The 17,211-nt window shown below is 31.8% G+C and carries 15 protein-coding genes; 4 read left to right on the forward strand and 11 right to left on the reverse strand.

All coding sequences use genetic code 11. The features are described 5' to 3' along the window. Nucleotides 1–279: 279 nt before the first annotated feature. The 3 genes from KGF86_RS11870 (at nucleotide 280) to KGF86_RS11880 (ending at nucleotide 1,649) form a co-directional block, all read left to right on the forward strand. Nucleotides 280–468 carry a spore coat protein gene (locus tag KGF86_RS11870; protein ID WP_186871018.1) on the forward strand — a complete coding sequence of 63 codons (189 nt, stop codon included), beginning with the start codon at nucleotides 280–282 and terminating at the stop codon, nucleotides 466–468. Between the two features lie 13 nt (nucleotides 469–481). Continuing rightward, nucleotides 482–781 (forward strand): spore coat protein, encoded by a 300-nt coding sequence (locus tag KGF86_RS11875; protein ID WP_186871017.1) that lies wholly within the window; start codon nucleotides 482–484, stop codon nucleotides 779–781. Nucleotides 782–1,025: 244 nt separating this feature from the next. Continuing rightward, nucleotides 1,026–1,649, forward strand: a complete 624-nt coding sequence (locus KGF86_RS11880) for a LysE family transporter (protein ID WP_211741984.1) — start codon at nucleotides 1,026–1,028, stop codon at nucleotides 1,647–1,649. Nucleotides 1,650–1,651: 2 nt separating this feature from the next. Here KGF86_RS11880 and KGF86_RS11885 read toward each other — a convergent pair whose 3' ends face one another. After that, nucleotides 1,652–2,971 carry an amino acid permease gene (locus KGF86_RS11885; protein ID WP_211741985.1) on the reverse strand — a complete coding sequence of 440 codons (1,320 nt, stop codon included), beginning with the start codon at nucleotides 2,969–2,971 and terminating at the stop codon, nucleotides 1,652–1,654. A 244-nt stretch (nucleotides 2,972–3,215) separates the two neighbouring features. Here KGF86_RS11885 and KGF86_RS11890 point away from each other — a divergent pair, with 244 nt between their 5' ends. Next, a complete protein-coding gene (locus tag KGF86_RS11890; RefSeq protein WP_425516490.1) occupies nucleotides 3,216–3,971 on the forward strand; it encodes a YqcI/YcgG family protein in 756 nt (251 codons plus the stop codon). Nucleotides 3,972–4,983: 1,012 nt separating this feature from the next. On the opposite strand, the gene KGF86_RS11895 is transcribed toward KGF86_RS11890, so the two are convergent. The 10 genes from KGF86_RS11895 to KGF86_RS11940 form a co-directional block, all read right to left on the reverse strand. Further along, entirely contained in the window at nucleotides 4,984–5,730 is a 747-nt protein-coding gene (locus KGF86_RS11895; protein ID WP_211741987.1) for a class I SAM-dependent DNA methyltransferase, read from the reverse strand. A 47-nt stretch (nucleotides 5,731–5,777) separates the two neighbouring features. Further along, complete coding sequence (locus KGF86_RS11900; protein WP_211741988.1) at nucleotides 5,778–6,536, reverse strand: ABC transporter permease; 759 nt, start codon at nucleotides 6,534–6,536, stop codon at nucleotides 5,778–5,780. Continuing rightward, nucleotides 6,529–7,437 carry an ABC transporter ATP-binding protein gene (locus KGF86_RS11905; RefSeq protein ID WP_186871011.1) on the reverse strand — a complete coding sequence of 303 codons (909 nt, stop codon included), beginning with the start codon at nucleotides 7,435–7,437 and terminating at the stop codon, nucleotides 6,529–6,531. The genes KGF86_RS11900 and KGF86_RS11905 overlap by 8 nt, the downstream gene beginning before the upstream one ends. Before the next feature lie 92 nt (nucleotides 7,438–7,529). After that, complete coding sequence (locus KGF86_RS11910) at nucleotides 7,530–8,372, reverse strand: hypothetical protein (RefSeq protein ID WP_211741989.1); 843 nt, start codon at nucleotides 8,370–8,372, stop codon at nucleotides 7,530–7,532. Nucleotides 8,373–8,377: 5 nt separating this feature from the next. Next, a complete protein-coding gene (locus KGF86_RS11915; RefSeq protein WP_186871009.1) occupies nucleotides 8,378–9,097 on the reverse strand; it encodes a nitroreductase family protein in 720 nt (239 codons plus the stop codon). Beyond that, on the reverse strand, nucleotides 9,084–9,902 hold the full coding sequence (locus tag KGF86_RS11920) for a lantibiotic dehydratase C-terminal domain-containing protein (RefSeq protein ID WP_211741990.1): 819 nt from the start codon (nucleotides 9,900–9,902) through the stop codon (nucleotides 9,084–9,086). Before KGF86_RS11920 ends, KGF86_RS11915 begins: the two co-directional genes overlap by 14 nt. A gap of 74 nt (nucleotides 9,903–9,976) precedes the next feature. Beyond that, a complete protein-coding gene (locus KGF86_RS11925) occupies nucleotides 9,977–11,326 on the reverse strand; it encodes a hypothetical protein (RefSeq protein WP_211741991.1) in 1,350 nt (449 codons plus the stop codon). Then, complete coding sequence (locus KGF86_RS11930; protein WP_211741992.1) at nucleotides 11,304–12,905, reverse strand: YcaO-like family protein; 1,602 nt, start codon at nucleotides 12,903–12,905, stop codon at nucleotides 11,304–11,306. The genes KGF86_RS11925 and KGF86_RS11930 overlap by 23 nt, the downstream gene beginning before the upstream one ends. A gap of 109 nt (nucleotides 12,906–13,014) precedes the next feature. Next, a complete protein-coding gene (locus tag KGF86_RS11935; protein WP_211741993.1) occupies nucleotides 13,015–14,640 on the reverse strand; it encodes a hypothetical protein in 1,626 nt (541 codons plus the stop codon). Then, nucleotides 14,641–17,190 carry a hypothetical protein gene (locus tag KGF86_RS11940; protein ID WP_211741994.1) on the reverse strand — a complete coding sequence of 850 codons (2,550 nt, stop codon included), beginning with the start codon at nucleotides 17,188–17,190 and terminating at the stop codon, nucleotides 14,641–14,643. Between the last annotated feature and the right edge of the window lie 21 nt (nucleotides 17,191–17,211).

Below are 17,211 nucleotides of genomic sequence, written 5' to 3' on the forward strand. Positions count from 1 at the left end.
ACTTCTTGTTCGATTATTGTATGTATTAATTCAAGAATGAAGTAGCTTATTATTATAACATTACCTACTAGAAGTAACAGCAAGCAAATACTATTTTTCGCACGTTCACCTTTTAATAGCCTGTTTAAGTAGTCTTATTAATATAAACAAACTTGAAATTAGTGTATTTAGAGAGTTAGTTACTTACAAATTTATCCAGCAAAAAAAGCACTAATAATAAATCCTACTAAGGTCATTCTATTAAAGAACTAAATCCCATAATAAAGGAGGAAAAATGCTATGCCTAAAACAACAGGTGTACACGAAACGTTAGAATTACATGAATTGCTAACGTTTAAGAACCTTTGCCTTACGAAATCAACAGCTATGAATGCACTTGCTCAAGATGACGAGCTAAAGCAATTACTGACACAAACAACGCAAATGGATAGGCAAAGTATCCAAACATTACAAGGATTCTTATCATAGGAGGAGAGATAAAATGACTGGAATGATTCAAAACATGGCAGGAATGGGTGGAATGACAGACCAAGTAATTGCAACAGATTTACTTATTTCTGCTAAGACAGGAATTAAGAATTACGCAGCAGCAATAACGGAAACTGCCACTCCGGAAATTAGAGAAGCACTAAGAGAACAATTGATTATGGCAATTGAATCACACGAAAAAATCACAAACTACATGATTTCCAAAGGCTATTATCATCCCGGAAACATGAATGAGCAATTATCGGTTGATATGCAGACAACGCAAACAGCCCTAAACTTACCTCAACAATAACGTTAAGAGACAAACTAAACTCGCTTTAAAAGGTCCGCTCTAAGAGTTGGACCTTTTCAGCCCCCTCATCAAGTCACCGAATATTCCCCTCTCCTTATATCGTTTTATTTACATTTTAATATACAGCCTCTTTCTATACTAAATAATTTTCTATGCTAAATAAATTTCTATACTTTTTGTTGTACAAGCACTCCTCCGTGAATAGAAATAAATAGATAGTTTAATCACGTAAGGAGTGTTCACTTTGGGTACCTTTTTTAGCTATATTCTATTAGGCCTATCCCTCGCAGCACCAATTGGACCAGTTAATGCTGCACAATTAGACCGGGGTATTAAGGGAGGGTTTTTTCCCGCTTGGTTTGTTGGACTTGGAGCTATTACTGCCGATGCATTTTATATGTTAATCGTTTATTTAGGAATCGTTCATATTGTTGAGATACCATTTGTACAAACATTCTTATGGTTATTTGGTGGATTTGTCTTAATTTATACCGGTGTAGAAAGCATGTTAAGTGCAAAGGATATAAAGGCTGACAACAATAGAAATAAAGAACCCTTACATCAATCTTTCATTGCCGGGTTTATCATGTCCATAACTAATCCATTAACTATCCTATTTTGGTTAGGGATATATGGGTCCGTACTCGCTAAAACTGCATCTAGTTACGGACTCCAATCCTTAATAATTTATAGCTGTGCTATCTTTATCGGATTATTAGCATGGGACATAGCCATGGCAGCAGTTTCAAGTAGTTTTCGAAAAATATTAAACCATCAAGTACTTACAGGCATTGCAATTATTTCTGGTTTAGCCTTAATTGGCTTTGGACTTTACTTTGGATGGCAAGGGGTTTTACTGTTAATATAAGATTAGTGTTCTTGGTCTTTTTTCCACTTTTTATTCATAAAGAATGCAACTAAACCAATAAGACTAACAATCCCTAGACTAATGAAGAATCCAGGACGGTTTGTTTTATCAAGCAATGTACCACTGACACCAGCTAATAATAATGCAATACCGAGATAATATTTTATATTTTCTTTCAGGTCTACTTCTCTTAACCTTCGAGCAGATAGAATAATAAATGACCAGTTGTACAGTAGCATTAGACCCGCCCCAGTTGTGATAAAGGCATATATTTTTTCTGGTAATACCAGAGACATAATAATAGATGCTACGATTCCTGCTATGAGTAAACCTAGCGCTGGAATTGGTATAACTAATTTACCCTTCTTAGCGAATAAGGACGGTGCATCGTTGTCCTCAGCTAATGAAACTAGAATAGTCGTAACACCATAGAATGATGCAACCATAGTAGAGAAGCCTGCAATAATTATTGCACCATTAAAGATATGGGGAATAATGTTGAGATCAAAGTCCTTTAATGAATCAATAAATGGACTTTTTTCTGTATTAAACGCATCCCAAGGCATTAGGATGATTGCCAATGCCAAGGCAATCGTGTAAATTGTGACTAAGGATAAGATCATTATTTTCCCAGCTTTTGGTGCTTCTTTTGGTTGTTTTAATTGGACTGCCATAAGGCCCATTACCTCTATTCCTCCAAATGCATAGAATGCAAAAATGAGACTGGACCAAAATCCCATCCATCCTTTAGGAAAGAATTCATTTAAGCCGTTCGGTATATGTAACTTATTTACACCTTCAAAAAAACCAAACACATAGGCACCAGCTATCACGATAAACATGAGAATTGCCGCTATTTTCATAACTGCAAATATATTCTCGATTTTACTTAGTTTCGTTGCACCCACTAATAAAACAGCTAAACCTAGCACAGCATATCCAAGTGAAAATAACCACATAGGGATATTGGGAAACCAGAATCGCGAAAATATCGACAATGCTGTAAGTTGACTTCCCATAATTAAAATCTCGGAAAACCAATACATCCAGCCAATACTAAAACCGGCCCATCGTCCATATGCCTGTTTAGCATAGGTCCGAAAAGCACCCTTCTTTGGATGACTGGCAGTCAGGATAGCTAGAGCATCGTAGATAATATAGGTCGCAATCCCAGCCAAAATAATACCAATGACAAAAGATGGACCACCTTGTTTAATCCCTATACTAGATCCTAAAAAGAAACCCGTTCCAATTGTACAACCTACTCCAAATAACGATAATTGCCACCACTTCATTTTCTTTTCTTCATTAGACTGAGCCATGTCGTACCTCCTCAAATACCCACTATTTAAAATGCCCCACAACACAGAAATAAATTTAGTATTTTTTCTAGTCATTACCTAGCAACTTTAGTAAGGAGAATTGAATTTAATGTGCCACAAAGGAGATATTCCATGCTTTTTTGGTTAATACGTATAAACTGTGGTATAAAACGCCCATTTTCATTTAGTTAAATCACCCAACCTATATAACTGAATAAATTATAGGAGGTTGGAGGTGATTCGAATTAGCGTACTATATCAAGATAGCCCTACAAATAGGAACAATTTAAGTAGTTGGGAAAGAGCTACTCTTGAACAATTTGTAATAAAAATGAATGATAAAGAAAAGCTGTTCCCATGCATTCCTGCGACAATTGGTTTTACTTTAAATCAACTACGCTATGGATTTTTGGGTGACCCAAGAAAACTCGAAACAGTTGGGCAGCTAGCTGACCTATTAAAGGAATTTACAAATAAATCAAAGCGGTTTGGAGCTTACACTTCGCTTATACTATTTTTTCGACTTACAGATGGTATGATAAATTCCTATACCGTCAACGATTATGAGCAATTATTTTGGCAACAATTAAGTACGTTGACCTCGGTTGATGGTAGTGGTTGGCCAGAGGATATTCCTACTGATCCACATAACCCAATCTGGGAATTTTGTTTCCATGATGAAAGGTATTTTGTGTATTGTGCAACGCCAGCACATGAAAAGAGACAAAGCAGACATTTTGATACGATGATGCTTGCCATTACACCCAGGTGGGTCTTGCAGACTTTTTACCAATCAGAAGTAAACGCTAAAAAAATTAAAAAGCGAATTAGAGAAAGATTGGTGAAGTATGATTCTATAGGTTTACATCCGGATTTAAATAGCTACGGTGCTCTAGACAACTACGAATGGAGACAGTACTTTTTACGAGATGATAATACGACGCTAAAAAGCTGTCCTTTTCATGCAGCATGGAATGACCTTAATTGTTCACATAAATAAATGCCTACTCCTCCCCATGATTATTAAGACAATAATCTTATGGAGGAGAGGGCATTTTGTGAACTTTATAGCGTAATTTACTTAATGTAAAAACATATTTTTCTGGATACTGTATACCTTTCACAGGCGAGATTATTTATTATATATATAAAAACCCGGAGCGTATTGTAAGATAGGGCTATACAAGCTATACTTTACTAAACTGCCTATTATTACCAATAAATTGGAATTTATTTGGCGGTTACAGTTTATTCGGTATTATTCTAGATGTAACCTTATATTTCACTGATGATGAACTCTACCAAATTCGCTCTAGATCAATAGATTACGAGGAATACCCTGCATACTTCATCAATGAAATTAAACAAAATGTTCATTCAATACTTAAAAAAGCTACCCACACTGGGTAGCCTCTTTAAGCAATATAAAACCTCGTTTATTGAAGTTGTATCTTTATCATCTCAATGTCATCCTCTTCCCCGTTGAGATTATGTTCAGCCACTTCTCATTCAAGCAAATATAAGTTAAATTAGATGGAGCTGTTCTACTGTAATGTTATACCATATAGAGCTTATACATATAGCAACCACGGTTAATACCATAAAATCCTAGCCAACCTCATCAACATCTTCCACCCCCACTATCCGACTCCCCCTCATAATGCAAGTCCCTGAGTTAGCCTGCTATGTAAATGTATTAATCAAGTCGGATACTGTCTTCCTTTTTTACTCATAAGAAGTAATTAAAACTTTCTTTGCATTTATTCTTTCCGACAACTGTCAGTTAATTTATAAACAAGTGGAAACAAAAATGCCCAGATTATGAATGTCCCTATGGCAGAATTTATTAAATCTAGCCAATAAATATACCCACGATACCAATAACTAAACAAGCTCGTTATTATGACTACTATTACAGAAGCAACTATAGCATTCCTTATATATTTTTTCATGCTAGACATTCACCTCAAGTAAAGGATTTTTAAGGTATTGTATAATTGACAGTTAATCTATTATTTGGTAGCTATAATAAATACTCTTTCTTCGCTCTCTGGTTCTTCAACAATCTTAAATAAATTAACTAAATGCGCAAATTCAACTGAACCAAAACCGGCATTATAAAGATATTCCCTAACATCTTCCATTTTGAAGATTGTATTATATATCACTTCATCATATTTATAATAGTCAGGTGAATCGTCATTCTTGACGAATCCATAATACCTTGTAAATGCTTTATTCCTTAAAGGTTCGAACATACTTTGGGCGACACTAAATAGTGTCTCTTCTTCCCTAATAAATGTTCCCCCTTTAGATAGACCAAGTTTCGTATTGAGATCAAAAATGAATATTCCATCATCTTCTAAATGTTCATATACTTGTTGAAAGCACTGTATAAGGCTCTGTTCATCTTCTAAATGGTTTAACGCATCATAGGTTGATACAATATTAGGAAATTTTTTATTTAACGAAAAGTACCTTGCATCATCATTATAAAATTCTGCTTTACCTTTTTCAATAAATTGTTTGCTCAGTTCTTTGGCATGGTAAAGCATATCGTTAGAAATATCAATACCTGTAACCTGAAAATCTTTTGTTAAAAAATAATATGCTAATTGTCCAGTTCCACAACATAAATCCAAAACTTCCTTCTTATTGCTTTTAGTAGAAATATATTTATATATTCGTGGAGCTACTTGAACAGAAAAATGAATCAAATGTTTACTATATACATCTGCAAAACTCTTTCCGTAATTCATAATACGTACCCCCCTTATTATTTATTACCCACCAATAGTAATAGGAATCAAATTAAAGCCTTTTTTCTCTTGATAATAGTGGCAAAAACAATGAATACAGTAGTTAAAATTAATAATAATCCTAATTCTTGGTAATAAGAAAATACACTTGCCTTTTCCGTCCAAACTCCCCTCATGGCAATTAAGCCATAATAGATAGGATTAATAAATTCGACTAGTGTATGTAAAAATTTTGGAAACATTTCAGGTGGAAATGTTAATCCCCCTAAAAACATTTGAAAGTTAAATAATATTAAAGCAATCGATTGATATGTTGCACTTTTAGTTGTTACTGCTGAAACAAGATAAACAATTGCATACTGAAATAAGTTAATCACAGTTAGCACTATAATAACCGATAAAACATTATCAAAAGGTATAGGAACATCGGATATAATCATAGCAGTGATGACTAGTAGCAGTATGGCTATGATTTGAAAGATGAGAGTTGCTAGAAATATTCCAAATGAAATCGTAACATGGTTTAAGCCTAAAAGCCTATATTTTAATAGGTTTCCTTGTTCTTCATATAAAGCTAAATATTGTCCGTAAATGACAATAACTGCATTGATAATAATGATAGGAATGAACGCAGGCAATAAATAATCTACTATTGTAAATTGTGTCCCTGTAATATCTATATCTGAAAATACATTACTAAAAATAACAAACATTAACACTGGCATTAAAAAACCGATCGCCGTCGTCTTATAATTTCTCAACAATAATTTCGTCTGATATTTTGAAAATACTATCATCTTATTCATGTGTAATTTCACCTTTCTCGTTAATGACATATCCTAAATTTTTCAAGAATGCATCTTCAAATGAATAGTTCTTAATATAGATATCTGTTCCATTACTTTCCTTAATCTTTTCTAGGATTTCCGCTTCCTGTTCTGCATCGTATTCAATAATAAATCGATTACCATCTCTTGTTACATTTCCTAATTCTTGTTCTAAAGGACCATCCTTTAGATTTGGAACTAAATTAGGTACTACAAAACTAATTTTTTTCTTATTTCCAAATGTTTGTTGTACTATTTCCCCAACACTACCTTTTAAAGTCACTTCACCCTTTTCCAAGATAACAATCCGATTTGCTAAGTACTCTACTTCATCTAAGAAATGACTTGTTAAGATAATAGTTGTGTTATACTCTTGATTAACCTTTTTAATTAAACCCCAAACTTTTCTTCTCGCTACTATATCTAAACCAGTTGTAATTTCATCAAAAATTATTACTTTGGGCTTGTTAATAAGAGTGAGTAATATTGATAACTTTTGCTTTTCACCGCCAGAAAGGTTATTTATATTACTCTTTTTAAAGGATAACAAATCAAATTCATCCAGTAATTCATCTATGTCAATGTCACTTTTTTGAAGTTGTTTATATAGATTACATATTTCGTAAACTTTTGCCCCTTCCTCATAAACTGACGATTGCATTTGCAAGCTAATATTCTTGTAAATATCTTTCTCAGGGAACTCATAATCAATTTCTCCACTATAAGGGATCAGCTTCATGATACATTTAATAAGGGTCGTTTTCCCTGCACCATTATGGCCAAGGATTGCGAAAATTTCTCCATTATTAACAGTGAAACTAGTATCTTTTAGGACCTGTTTCCTACCATAGCTTTTTGATAGATTCTGTATATTTATCATATAAAAAACTCCTTCTGTTAGATTATTTGTCACAACTAATGCAACAGTTTATCTTCGAATTTTTACATTTATCTTCAAAGAATCTGAATATCCTATAATTGGAAACATAGACTACAATCACTAGTTTTATAGATATTCATTACAGAAACTGATAGTTGGGGATTTGCTAGTTGATAACATTTCCTTATAGGGAGACCTACATCTGTTCCTAAAGATTTATGTAAGTCATTTAAACAAAAATATACCGTGTTCACAAGAAAATTTAATATAAAGTTTCGATAATATATAGGATAGCCAATTTCCACATTATTTATTAAAGTATAATTGTTGTAATAGCACTTTAAACATATCGTAGTACCTGGAACTAAAAGAGGACCTAACCTTAATTTATCAAGTGAGTAAACTAAATATTTATTGTCTTTTACACTTTGAACATATGGCAAATTCTTTTCATTAATTAAGAGAATGCTCCCTCGATGAAGAGAGGCAATGTTTTCTCTAGAGATTGGGATAATTTGAGATAATCCCTCTCGTTTAAAATAGTTGATAAGTTCCTGATTATCGTCTAAGGTATAGATTTTTTGATCATGAAACGTATCATAATAATCTTTAATAATAGAATGTTCAACCCCACTCTTGTTAGCAGCTAGTAAAACACCTCGAATATTTATCTCTCTTCTATAATCAAATTCATCCTCTGTTAAGAATATTAATTCCTCTAATTGTTTACTTAGCATTATCATTAGTTTTTCTTCTTGGGATAACGCCTTCTTATCCTTAGGCATACTGAATCCATACAATAATTTCTGAACTAATAGCTCTTTATCTATATTACTACTAACTTTTATGGAACGATGTAGCTCCTCAAATAAGTGAGAAATAATAAATTCTTCTTCATTGATAACGGTGTATTCTGCTTTTAAGACTAAATACAACTAATTCACCCCACAACGACAACATAATGTAAATCGTATTGTTCCCCAATCATCTCTTTAAACCGCAACTCATTATAACCTCCAATACACGCAGAGTGATATCCCCGCTCCTGGCTATAAAGTGAAATATTTTGAGCCATATGCCCCATTTCTAAACACAGTAATCGGTAAGCAATTTCTCCGTACATTTTCTCTATTAATTGATAGTCGCTAGCAAAAAATAATTTTATCGGAAATACAGCCAATTTCTTATCATAAATTATTTCTGCAATATGATGGTCAGGATCTTCTAAATATTTCTCTAAAGAATGGTCGTAGGCGTTATAACGATATACATAATTGTACTTTTCTAGGTTGATTGATAAAAATACAGTTGTAGCATAAGTAGCTCCTGGAGAAGGATAGCTAAATAATTGATAGCCTTTTTCGGTACTACCAGTAATCCCAACACTAAACTTTAGAAGTCTAGAGATAAAGTTATTGTCAACCTTCTTTCCACTGACTTCTCTTATAGTTCGCCGTGACATTAACAGTTTTTCAAAGTTCGTCTCTGCCTCAGGTTCTTCCATAGGAATTGCATCAAGTATTTCCCACTCTCGTGGATCCGTTACCGGTTTTATTCTGTTAGAGTGATAGTGTTCCGACATCATGGCATTATTATGATATAGCTTCCTTAATGTACTTCTACTACCAGTCAAATCCCAAAGCAGATCATTGCTTTTCAAGCATCTCACCCTCTACCCCTATATTATTAGCAATCAATGCCGCTAAATTATATTCGATGGCTGGAAAAATCCCAAGTCGATTATTTGTCATATGAACATGTGAGATAAGCACTGAAATATCGTGATGAATACCATTATGTTTAATACTATTTAAGTAATTATTATATATTGCATAATGTTCTATAGTAGATTGCTGGAGGTGACCTATTCTTTGCTTCAATATCTGTTCATACTTAGGAATTATTTCTCCATCAGCATTATAGTCCCTCCAAATATCTGAATATGTTCTATAAATATTATCTTTTTCTATAGCAAGCTGAAAAGTTAAGTATATTAAATCCAAACCTATAATAATCCTTTTACCAAATGCTATTTTGTTTAGTTGGTTAGCCAAAACACTACTTTCGTAGAATACATTTTCAGAATACCTTATTGCTTCTTGGCCACCGTACCGTGCATATTCTGGCTCATATTCAAACTCTACTACAGAACCATGCTCGCACCAGTAGGTATGAGTAATATTTTCATTTTCTAACATAGTATTCTGGTAGAAATGTTCATAATCAATTAAATCCACTATGTTTTTCTTTAGAAAAGTGGTGATAGATTCTTCGAAGCGCACTCTAATTTTTTGATAATCCTCTTCCTTACATTTAAATCGTAACCTTACATGAGGGCCACCTAACCAATACCTAATAAAAAAGTATGTCTCCATATCGTCTTGTATGACATGTTGAAAATCTGACTTTAAGTAATTATCAATCGCTTTAAAATCATGGATAAATCCATGTAAGGAATACCACATTCTGCCACTCCTTTTATTATTTTATTCTCACAAATTAAAGGAGAAGGAAAACCGGTTTGCTTTGTTTTTCCTATTTATCTAATAAAATAACTTAATTGCTGAATTGGAGAGTTACAGACAACTCCTATGAAATTTATTTCATAATTGCTATTAAGGTTTAGTAAATTTTTCAAATAATGATCATTATGATTTTTCATTGGTCTAAAAGCATACCCAATGGAAGCAGCATATAAAGAAACTAGCTGCATCAATTCTGAAGATGTGATAAGGTGATTTTTTAAACCATTTTCTAGCACACACTCTCTATGTGAAAAACATACAAATACAATTCTATAAGATTTAAAATCAAAAAATTTATGGTCATCATGCATTACTTTACGAAAATCAATCTTTACATTACTTGTAGTTGAATCTGCCCAATATATACATTCCCCATTATCATCTTTCAGTAGAAAACAATATTCCATCCCATTACTACTAAATAACTTCTTTGACTTCATCAAATAATGAAGTACATCTTCAGGTATAAAAGACTCAAATTTCTCTCCATAGTTATGATTTCCTATCGTTGTATGAGCAGAATTTCTAATTAACTTTGAAGATAACGGAAAGAATGGAATGTTATCTGTTTTAATGGAGAATTTATCCTGATAAACAGAACTATTATAATGATTTAGAAGGTCATCTAAATATTTCGATTTTCTTAGTTCATTATGGGAAATAGATATTCTCATATCACGGCCAGTTGAATAGCTTTTACAACCTGTCCATAGATTTACTTTATTTTGCAGACTTATTTCTAAACCAAAAGAAATATAGCTATAGCGCTGATCGATATTGATATGCTTATATATATATTTACTATTAATCTCTTTATATTGGAGGAAGTCTATATTTTTATTAAGTAATACATTTTTCACATTATATAATAGATGCCCTGCATCAAGTAGTGAGGCATATAAAGCGAATTCACTATAAAATCTAGCTAAATTCAGTACATCGCTTACACCAAAAATATATAATTTATCTCTCTTAAAATATTTTTCATCAATATTACTATGTGAAACAAGCAACAACTGCTCTTCGTAAATATTGTAATAGTAGAACTTTCCATTAATTAGAAATAGTAATTTCGCTGTGTGCAAACTCCTCACGGAAGGAGAGTTATTATGGTCATGATAATAACTCAGAATATCGTATCTTTTTATCTTTAAAGTATGTTCAATGACATCATCAATTAATTGTGGGTATCTTTCAATATGCCCGTTATATAGATAATCTCTATTAACGAATTCCTTCTGAAAAGGAATCAAAATGGTAAAATTGTTATTATTTGAATTGGTATAGCGATCAGCAGAATAACTCTGATAATAATCCAATTCTAATTGATGAATAGATGGATTATGGGAAAGGATGTGGTTCACGATTCATCACCTCTGTTTCACCATCTAGATTATTTAACTGGACAGCTTGTTGAATTCTTTCTTGATTAATATTTTGATACAAATACCCGAAACCTATATTTTGCATTGTTGGTATTAGTATTTTCACACAATTAAAGCCAAGAATTTTTAAGGTACGACTCGATAAATTTGCTTGATAGACTTCATGATGGGGAGTGAGCTTATTTATAATATTGTCAAAAAGCTCTCGTTGTGATGAGAATTTGTTTAGGTATGTGGAGCGTTTTTTCATAAGTTCATTTGCATCTATAATACGCTTAGTGTGAATAGCAAAATCGAAAGCAAATCTCATCTTTGGTGATGAATATAAATATAAATGATCTTCTAGCTTTTTAATCTTTCTATAATCCTCCATGAAATCAGTTGGTTTAACACCTTTATAAATTAATTTTTGATATCCAATAAAAGACCTAATTGATGTGGATGCTTCCACAAGTGCAGATTCAATCGCCTCCTCTGGATTAATATTTGTTCCAGCTGTTGTATATAGGGCAATTCTATCTTCATCTGTCTCTTTATCTTCTAGTTCAAGCAAGACCCAAAACGAGGGGACTTCACTTTCAAGAGTTACGTCAAAGATATGTACCTTATATCCAATTGACTGTAAATAGGCAATCATCAAGTTGATGTTTTTATTTCCAATATTTTCTATACCTTCTACTCTTAATGGACTTGATTTAGAATACCAATGTACTAAAAAAGAATCTCGTTCAATTACCTCAAATAAACCACCAATTGATGCTTCAATCTCGTTCGATCCTAGCGCAATACCGTTTGAACTATCGAGAATGTAACGTTTGTCGTGTGGTTTTTCATAAAAATCATGTGTCGAGAAGTAAATAACTTCTTCTGGAACTAATATATATCTCTTATCATTGAATGAATATACATATCTCCAAAATATATCAGTCTCCGTTGAATATTTTTCAACTTGTACAAAATCTTCCGTGAACAATGATTCTGGTAGACGAAGAAATTGATGAAGCGAGATAAATTGCTGTTTTTCCTCCATAAGAGATTGTTCACTGGTGTAGTAACTACTAGTTGTTGGAGGGGCAATTCCGTGAAACCTTTCTAACCCTTCTAATATAGAAGTAAAAAATGAACCTTTATATGTACTCCGCCTCCCATGTGCATCAAATTTTCTTCTCCCTAACGTTACATACAAACTGATAAGGGGCATACTATCAGATATATTACGGCTATGTGTATCAAAAAGACCGAACAGTGGATGTAAAAAGCTCTCTATATTATTTTGTAGGACCTTTATTACCTCATCAAATTCTCTTTCTCTAAATCCATCATTTAATCGATCGTTTACAGAAATTATCGCAGTTTCCTTTAATAGGTTAATGGACTCTTTTTCACCACAAACAGAACATTGAGGATATTTAATCATAAAGAGTTTAATAATATCTTTCGTTAGTAGGTTATAGGCAAAATAGTAATGCCCTTCCTCCTCCATAACCTTCTGTTTTAGTTCTTCGATAATCTTTAAATCAACTTGATTTAAATCAGGTCTACTGAAATGTTGATTCAAACCTTTATCTTCTACTCTCTTCCGAACACATTCTATACATCCTAATTTATGCGACTTATAAGCTACAACAACATATTGATTAATTTCAAGAGAAGCTACAACCGTTCTCCTAGACTCTAGAATTTTGATTTTTCTCCACCTCAATCTTTCGAACAATTAAATTAGATTCATGTAATTGTTCTTCATACTTCCATGCACTTTCCAATAGATATAAGTTAGAGTGCTTAAATACCTGTAATCCATTTTCTATAAATTCTTTTTCATTAGGTATATCCAAGCTAATATATTCATGATTATCCGTTTGAAGTAATGCTTCTTTATCAATCGAATTGATAGCTGTTAAAATATTCGTGATTCTTTTATTGGAATTAAACTTAATTAATATATAATTTAATGCTAACTCAACCATTTTTTCTTCAATGTTTAATGTCCTTTTTTCATCTGAGTACATTTTATCTTTTCCATGATCTAATAAGTAAACAATATATGAACTAGAATTGATATACTTTTTAACATAAAAATCTATATCCATATTTAGTATAGTAAAATAGTTGTTTAAATCATTATTAGGATAATTCACTCGCTCTACCTTCTGAACCGTAAAAGGTTCATCCACATATTGTAGTAGAAATAGCACCTTATCTAGATAATAAGACTCGTTAGTAGAAATCATCCATTTGCTTTGTTTTAGATCCCTATTAAAATAGTATTCTAGACCTTTTTTTATAGTTTCCATAGCTATTTCAATATAATCGACACCTGCATAAACAAAAGTGTCGTTCGTTGATCTATCGGATAGAGAATAAGTAGTGTATCCCATTTGAAATAAGTCAGCATATTGTTCATCCTTCCAACCTGAAATAGAAATTGGTATAGTTGGATTGTTATTGATGAACGACTCAAAATTTCCAATGTAATCTAGCTTTTCCTTAGAACGCTTAGGTTTTGGAAAAGAAAATTCTTCAACTGTCTGCATGAAATCTTCTTCCTCTAAATCATATTCATAAAATTTCCCTTCTTTATTTAAGGAAAAAGTAGATTTAGATATACCCACTATAGATTTAATAACATATAACATGGCATAGTATGGACCCACTTTGTATAATAAAGATTCTTTAGAAATCAAATGTTCCTTATTCTCTATAGGTTTGTAATTTTGAGCTAGCTTATTCGTACTCCCGATTATTTTATCCGCTGATAAAGATAGCTCGATAATATTATGATGAATAAATTCATTCTCCATCGTAATTATCCAATCACTATCCTTAAGTTCTCCTCCTATTTCTTGTGAAACAGTCATATCATTTTCAATCAATAGATCTCTTAATATCGGAAATTGCTGGTCGACTTCTGGCGTGATATGTATTACCGCTTCGTCTAATAAACGGCAACTATGAAGAATATCCTTATCTGTGGGTAAATACTGAGACAAAACTCTAAACCAACTATTCTTGAAATAGCTAGATAAACCATAAGAATTAGAATAGATGAAAATGGCTCCGATTTCATATAGCACTTTCAATAAACGTATAATATATTTTTGATCTTCATGACTTTTCAAGTAATCACTAATTACTAGCTCACGTTTAGAAGCATTAAGAAGATCTATTAATAACTCATATTGTTCTTGAGACGTCTCTATGGATACCTCTAGAAAATACGTTTTAATAATACTTTTATTTTCATCCAAGTAAACCATTGTATTTTGTCGATTTAATATCAGTAATCCATCCATTTAAGCTTCACCCTTCTGATAAATTTCAAAATTAAACTCTTTAGCATTGGGACCTGAGTTGCTCAAATATTCTTCCATAAAAAAAAGATCATAAATTGACTTCTCAAACTTATCCACCACTTCTTTTTCAAATACTTTTACAGATAAAGGATTTTCTATGTTAATGTAGAGAGGTTTAAATTTAAAAAGTTCCTCATCATTTAGCTGTGAACTTCGATCAATGACGACAAAGAATTCTTTATCTAGTTCCAATTTTGAGAAAACTAAATTTAAACGTCTGTAATACTCAAAATCACTTTCTTCATCTTTTCTTGTTAATTCCTCTTGTATGTAGGTTAAACGAATCCTCTTTCTATTAAGCACTATATTGCCATAAGAGATTCTTGGTATAATTTCTTCCTTTATCATCTCTCCTAATTTGTAATACATCGCTCCTGATGTAAACATTTGTAATAGTATTGCTATATATCCAGGCATGTATGTAGGAGTAAGAGATCCTCTAAAACAGATTTTTGCTTCCTTACCATCTCTATCAATAAATCTAAATAAATTATCACTGACGTTTACTTTAAAATCTTCGACCTTATGAAGCAATTCATTATCCTTAATAGAGAATCTCCGGTTTCCAACGCCTACTGTATAGCACTCTCTACTAAGTCGATGTTCCTTCACATTACCATTAAAACCGTACGTATCTGATAATTCATAGTAATTATTATCATCATAGAAATCCTTTGTATAAACCTGATAATCTTCACTATCAAATAAATATTCTATAAAATAATTCATGAATCGTGCCAGGTATCTTTCCTGACCTTCATATAAAGAATTTATTATTAATTTATCCTGATTAATTTGGGCAAAGACACCAGTACTTATCCCCTTCTCTTTTCTAATCTTTTTAGGGATTTTTTGGATATAGGTGTCAATCAATCTTGTGATATCGATAGAGTCAGATGAGTAGTTCTTACATAAACTATTTAATTCTGCTATAAAGCTAAATTTTATATTATCTAGTTCTTTTAGTTCGTCTGAATAAAATTGATCCGATGCAATAAATGCGGGATTTTCCCAATAGTTCGTCATATCCTTGGATAAATCAAACAAAATAGAGAAGAAATCACTATCCATCTCTAGGAAATCCTGTTTACGAATACTTTTTAATCTAGCAGCAAATTCATACCGTAATCTGATACTAGTATCAAAAATAAGTGAAAATGTTTGTATTTGTTTAAGCGGACTAATGAATCTATTCATTATTTCACTGTCGATATATTCTACCTCAGTATAATAACCGTCTTCATAGAATACTTGATTAGGAGCAAATTTAATACCTGTTTTCTCACTTATTTCTTTCAAAATAATATTTAGTTTTTTATAATAGTAATGTTTTTCATTGATATCTTCTGCAAAAGATACTTGTTTAGACAATTCATAGATTTTATTAAGATACGTTATTAATTCTGAGTAGGGTCCTTCTTCCAATAAAGGAATTAGCTTGCTTTTGATATCTTCGAAAAAGACTTCATACTTTGTTTCATCAAATCCTATTACTGGAATTAATAGCCCTATTTTTAGGTAGTTACGAATGATTGCAAGTATCTTCTCCTTTTGTATTTCTTTTCCTATAGCAGTATGCAGTTCAGCGAAGGATATATAGTTATCCATTTCTTTTTCATTAAAAAGGGCAACTAATGACTGCGGTATTTTCAACTTTCCTAATCGTTCCTCTGAAAGAAAGACTTTTGTTCGGTTAGAATTTTCTTTTTTTGAAAGAAACTCAATGTAATGTACCCCATTTTCCAAGGTAATTGAAAATGGTGGGATCGTATATTTCGTCTTCTCAATAAACAAATTAGAGTTAAATAAATAATAATAAGTCAATTTATAAACAAATGTATAATTTAAAGAAACTGATTTTTGATATTCATTAGCTAACGTATTACGATTAGATAATTCCGCTCTCCCGACATTAGTAATATTACTAAATGGACTCGTTTTTAGAGCTGATCGACTAATAAAATTATATAAGGTACCTTCTAACTTACGATGTTTACTTTTATGTTCTTCTAAAGGTGTGTTCAAATAAGATGTTAATTTAGAATAAATCTGTGGATTAATCAAATGTAATCCGTTTGATATAAACAAATTTTCTTCAAGGATATCTTTAAACCGTTGCCTTACTTCTGTTAAATTTCTTTCATACATTAGTTTTGCGCTTTCTGATAACTGAATATAATGTCGATATAATCCGATAAATCTACTTATTTCTTCATTTAGAGTAATTGGAATAAATGCTTGTATATTATCTGAACTATTTACAAATCTTTGATACTTATTCTTTCTTAAATATCTAATAGAATTCAATAGGTAAGGATTATTTGTGTTTTTAAGCATTTTGTTTAGAGAGTCAATTATTTTATCACGGTAACTATTTAATAATAATTCTACGTGATCAATTTCAAGAAATACGTCGGTATCAAAATCATGTTTTATTGCACTTTTTTCTAATATATTTTCTCTTTTTAATACAAATGGATTTAAAGTCATTAGTTAACACCCAAATCCTTT

The sequence above is a fragment of the Ornithinibacillus massiliensis genome (assembly GCF_018310345.1).
Lineage (GTDB): Bacteria > Bacillota > Bacilli > Bacillales > Amphibacillaceae > Ornithinibacillus > Ornithinibacillus massiliensis.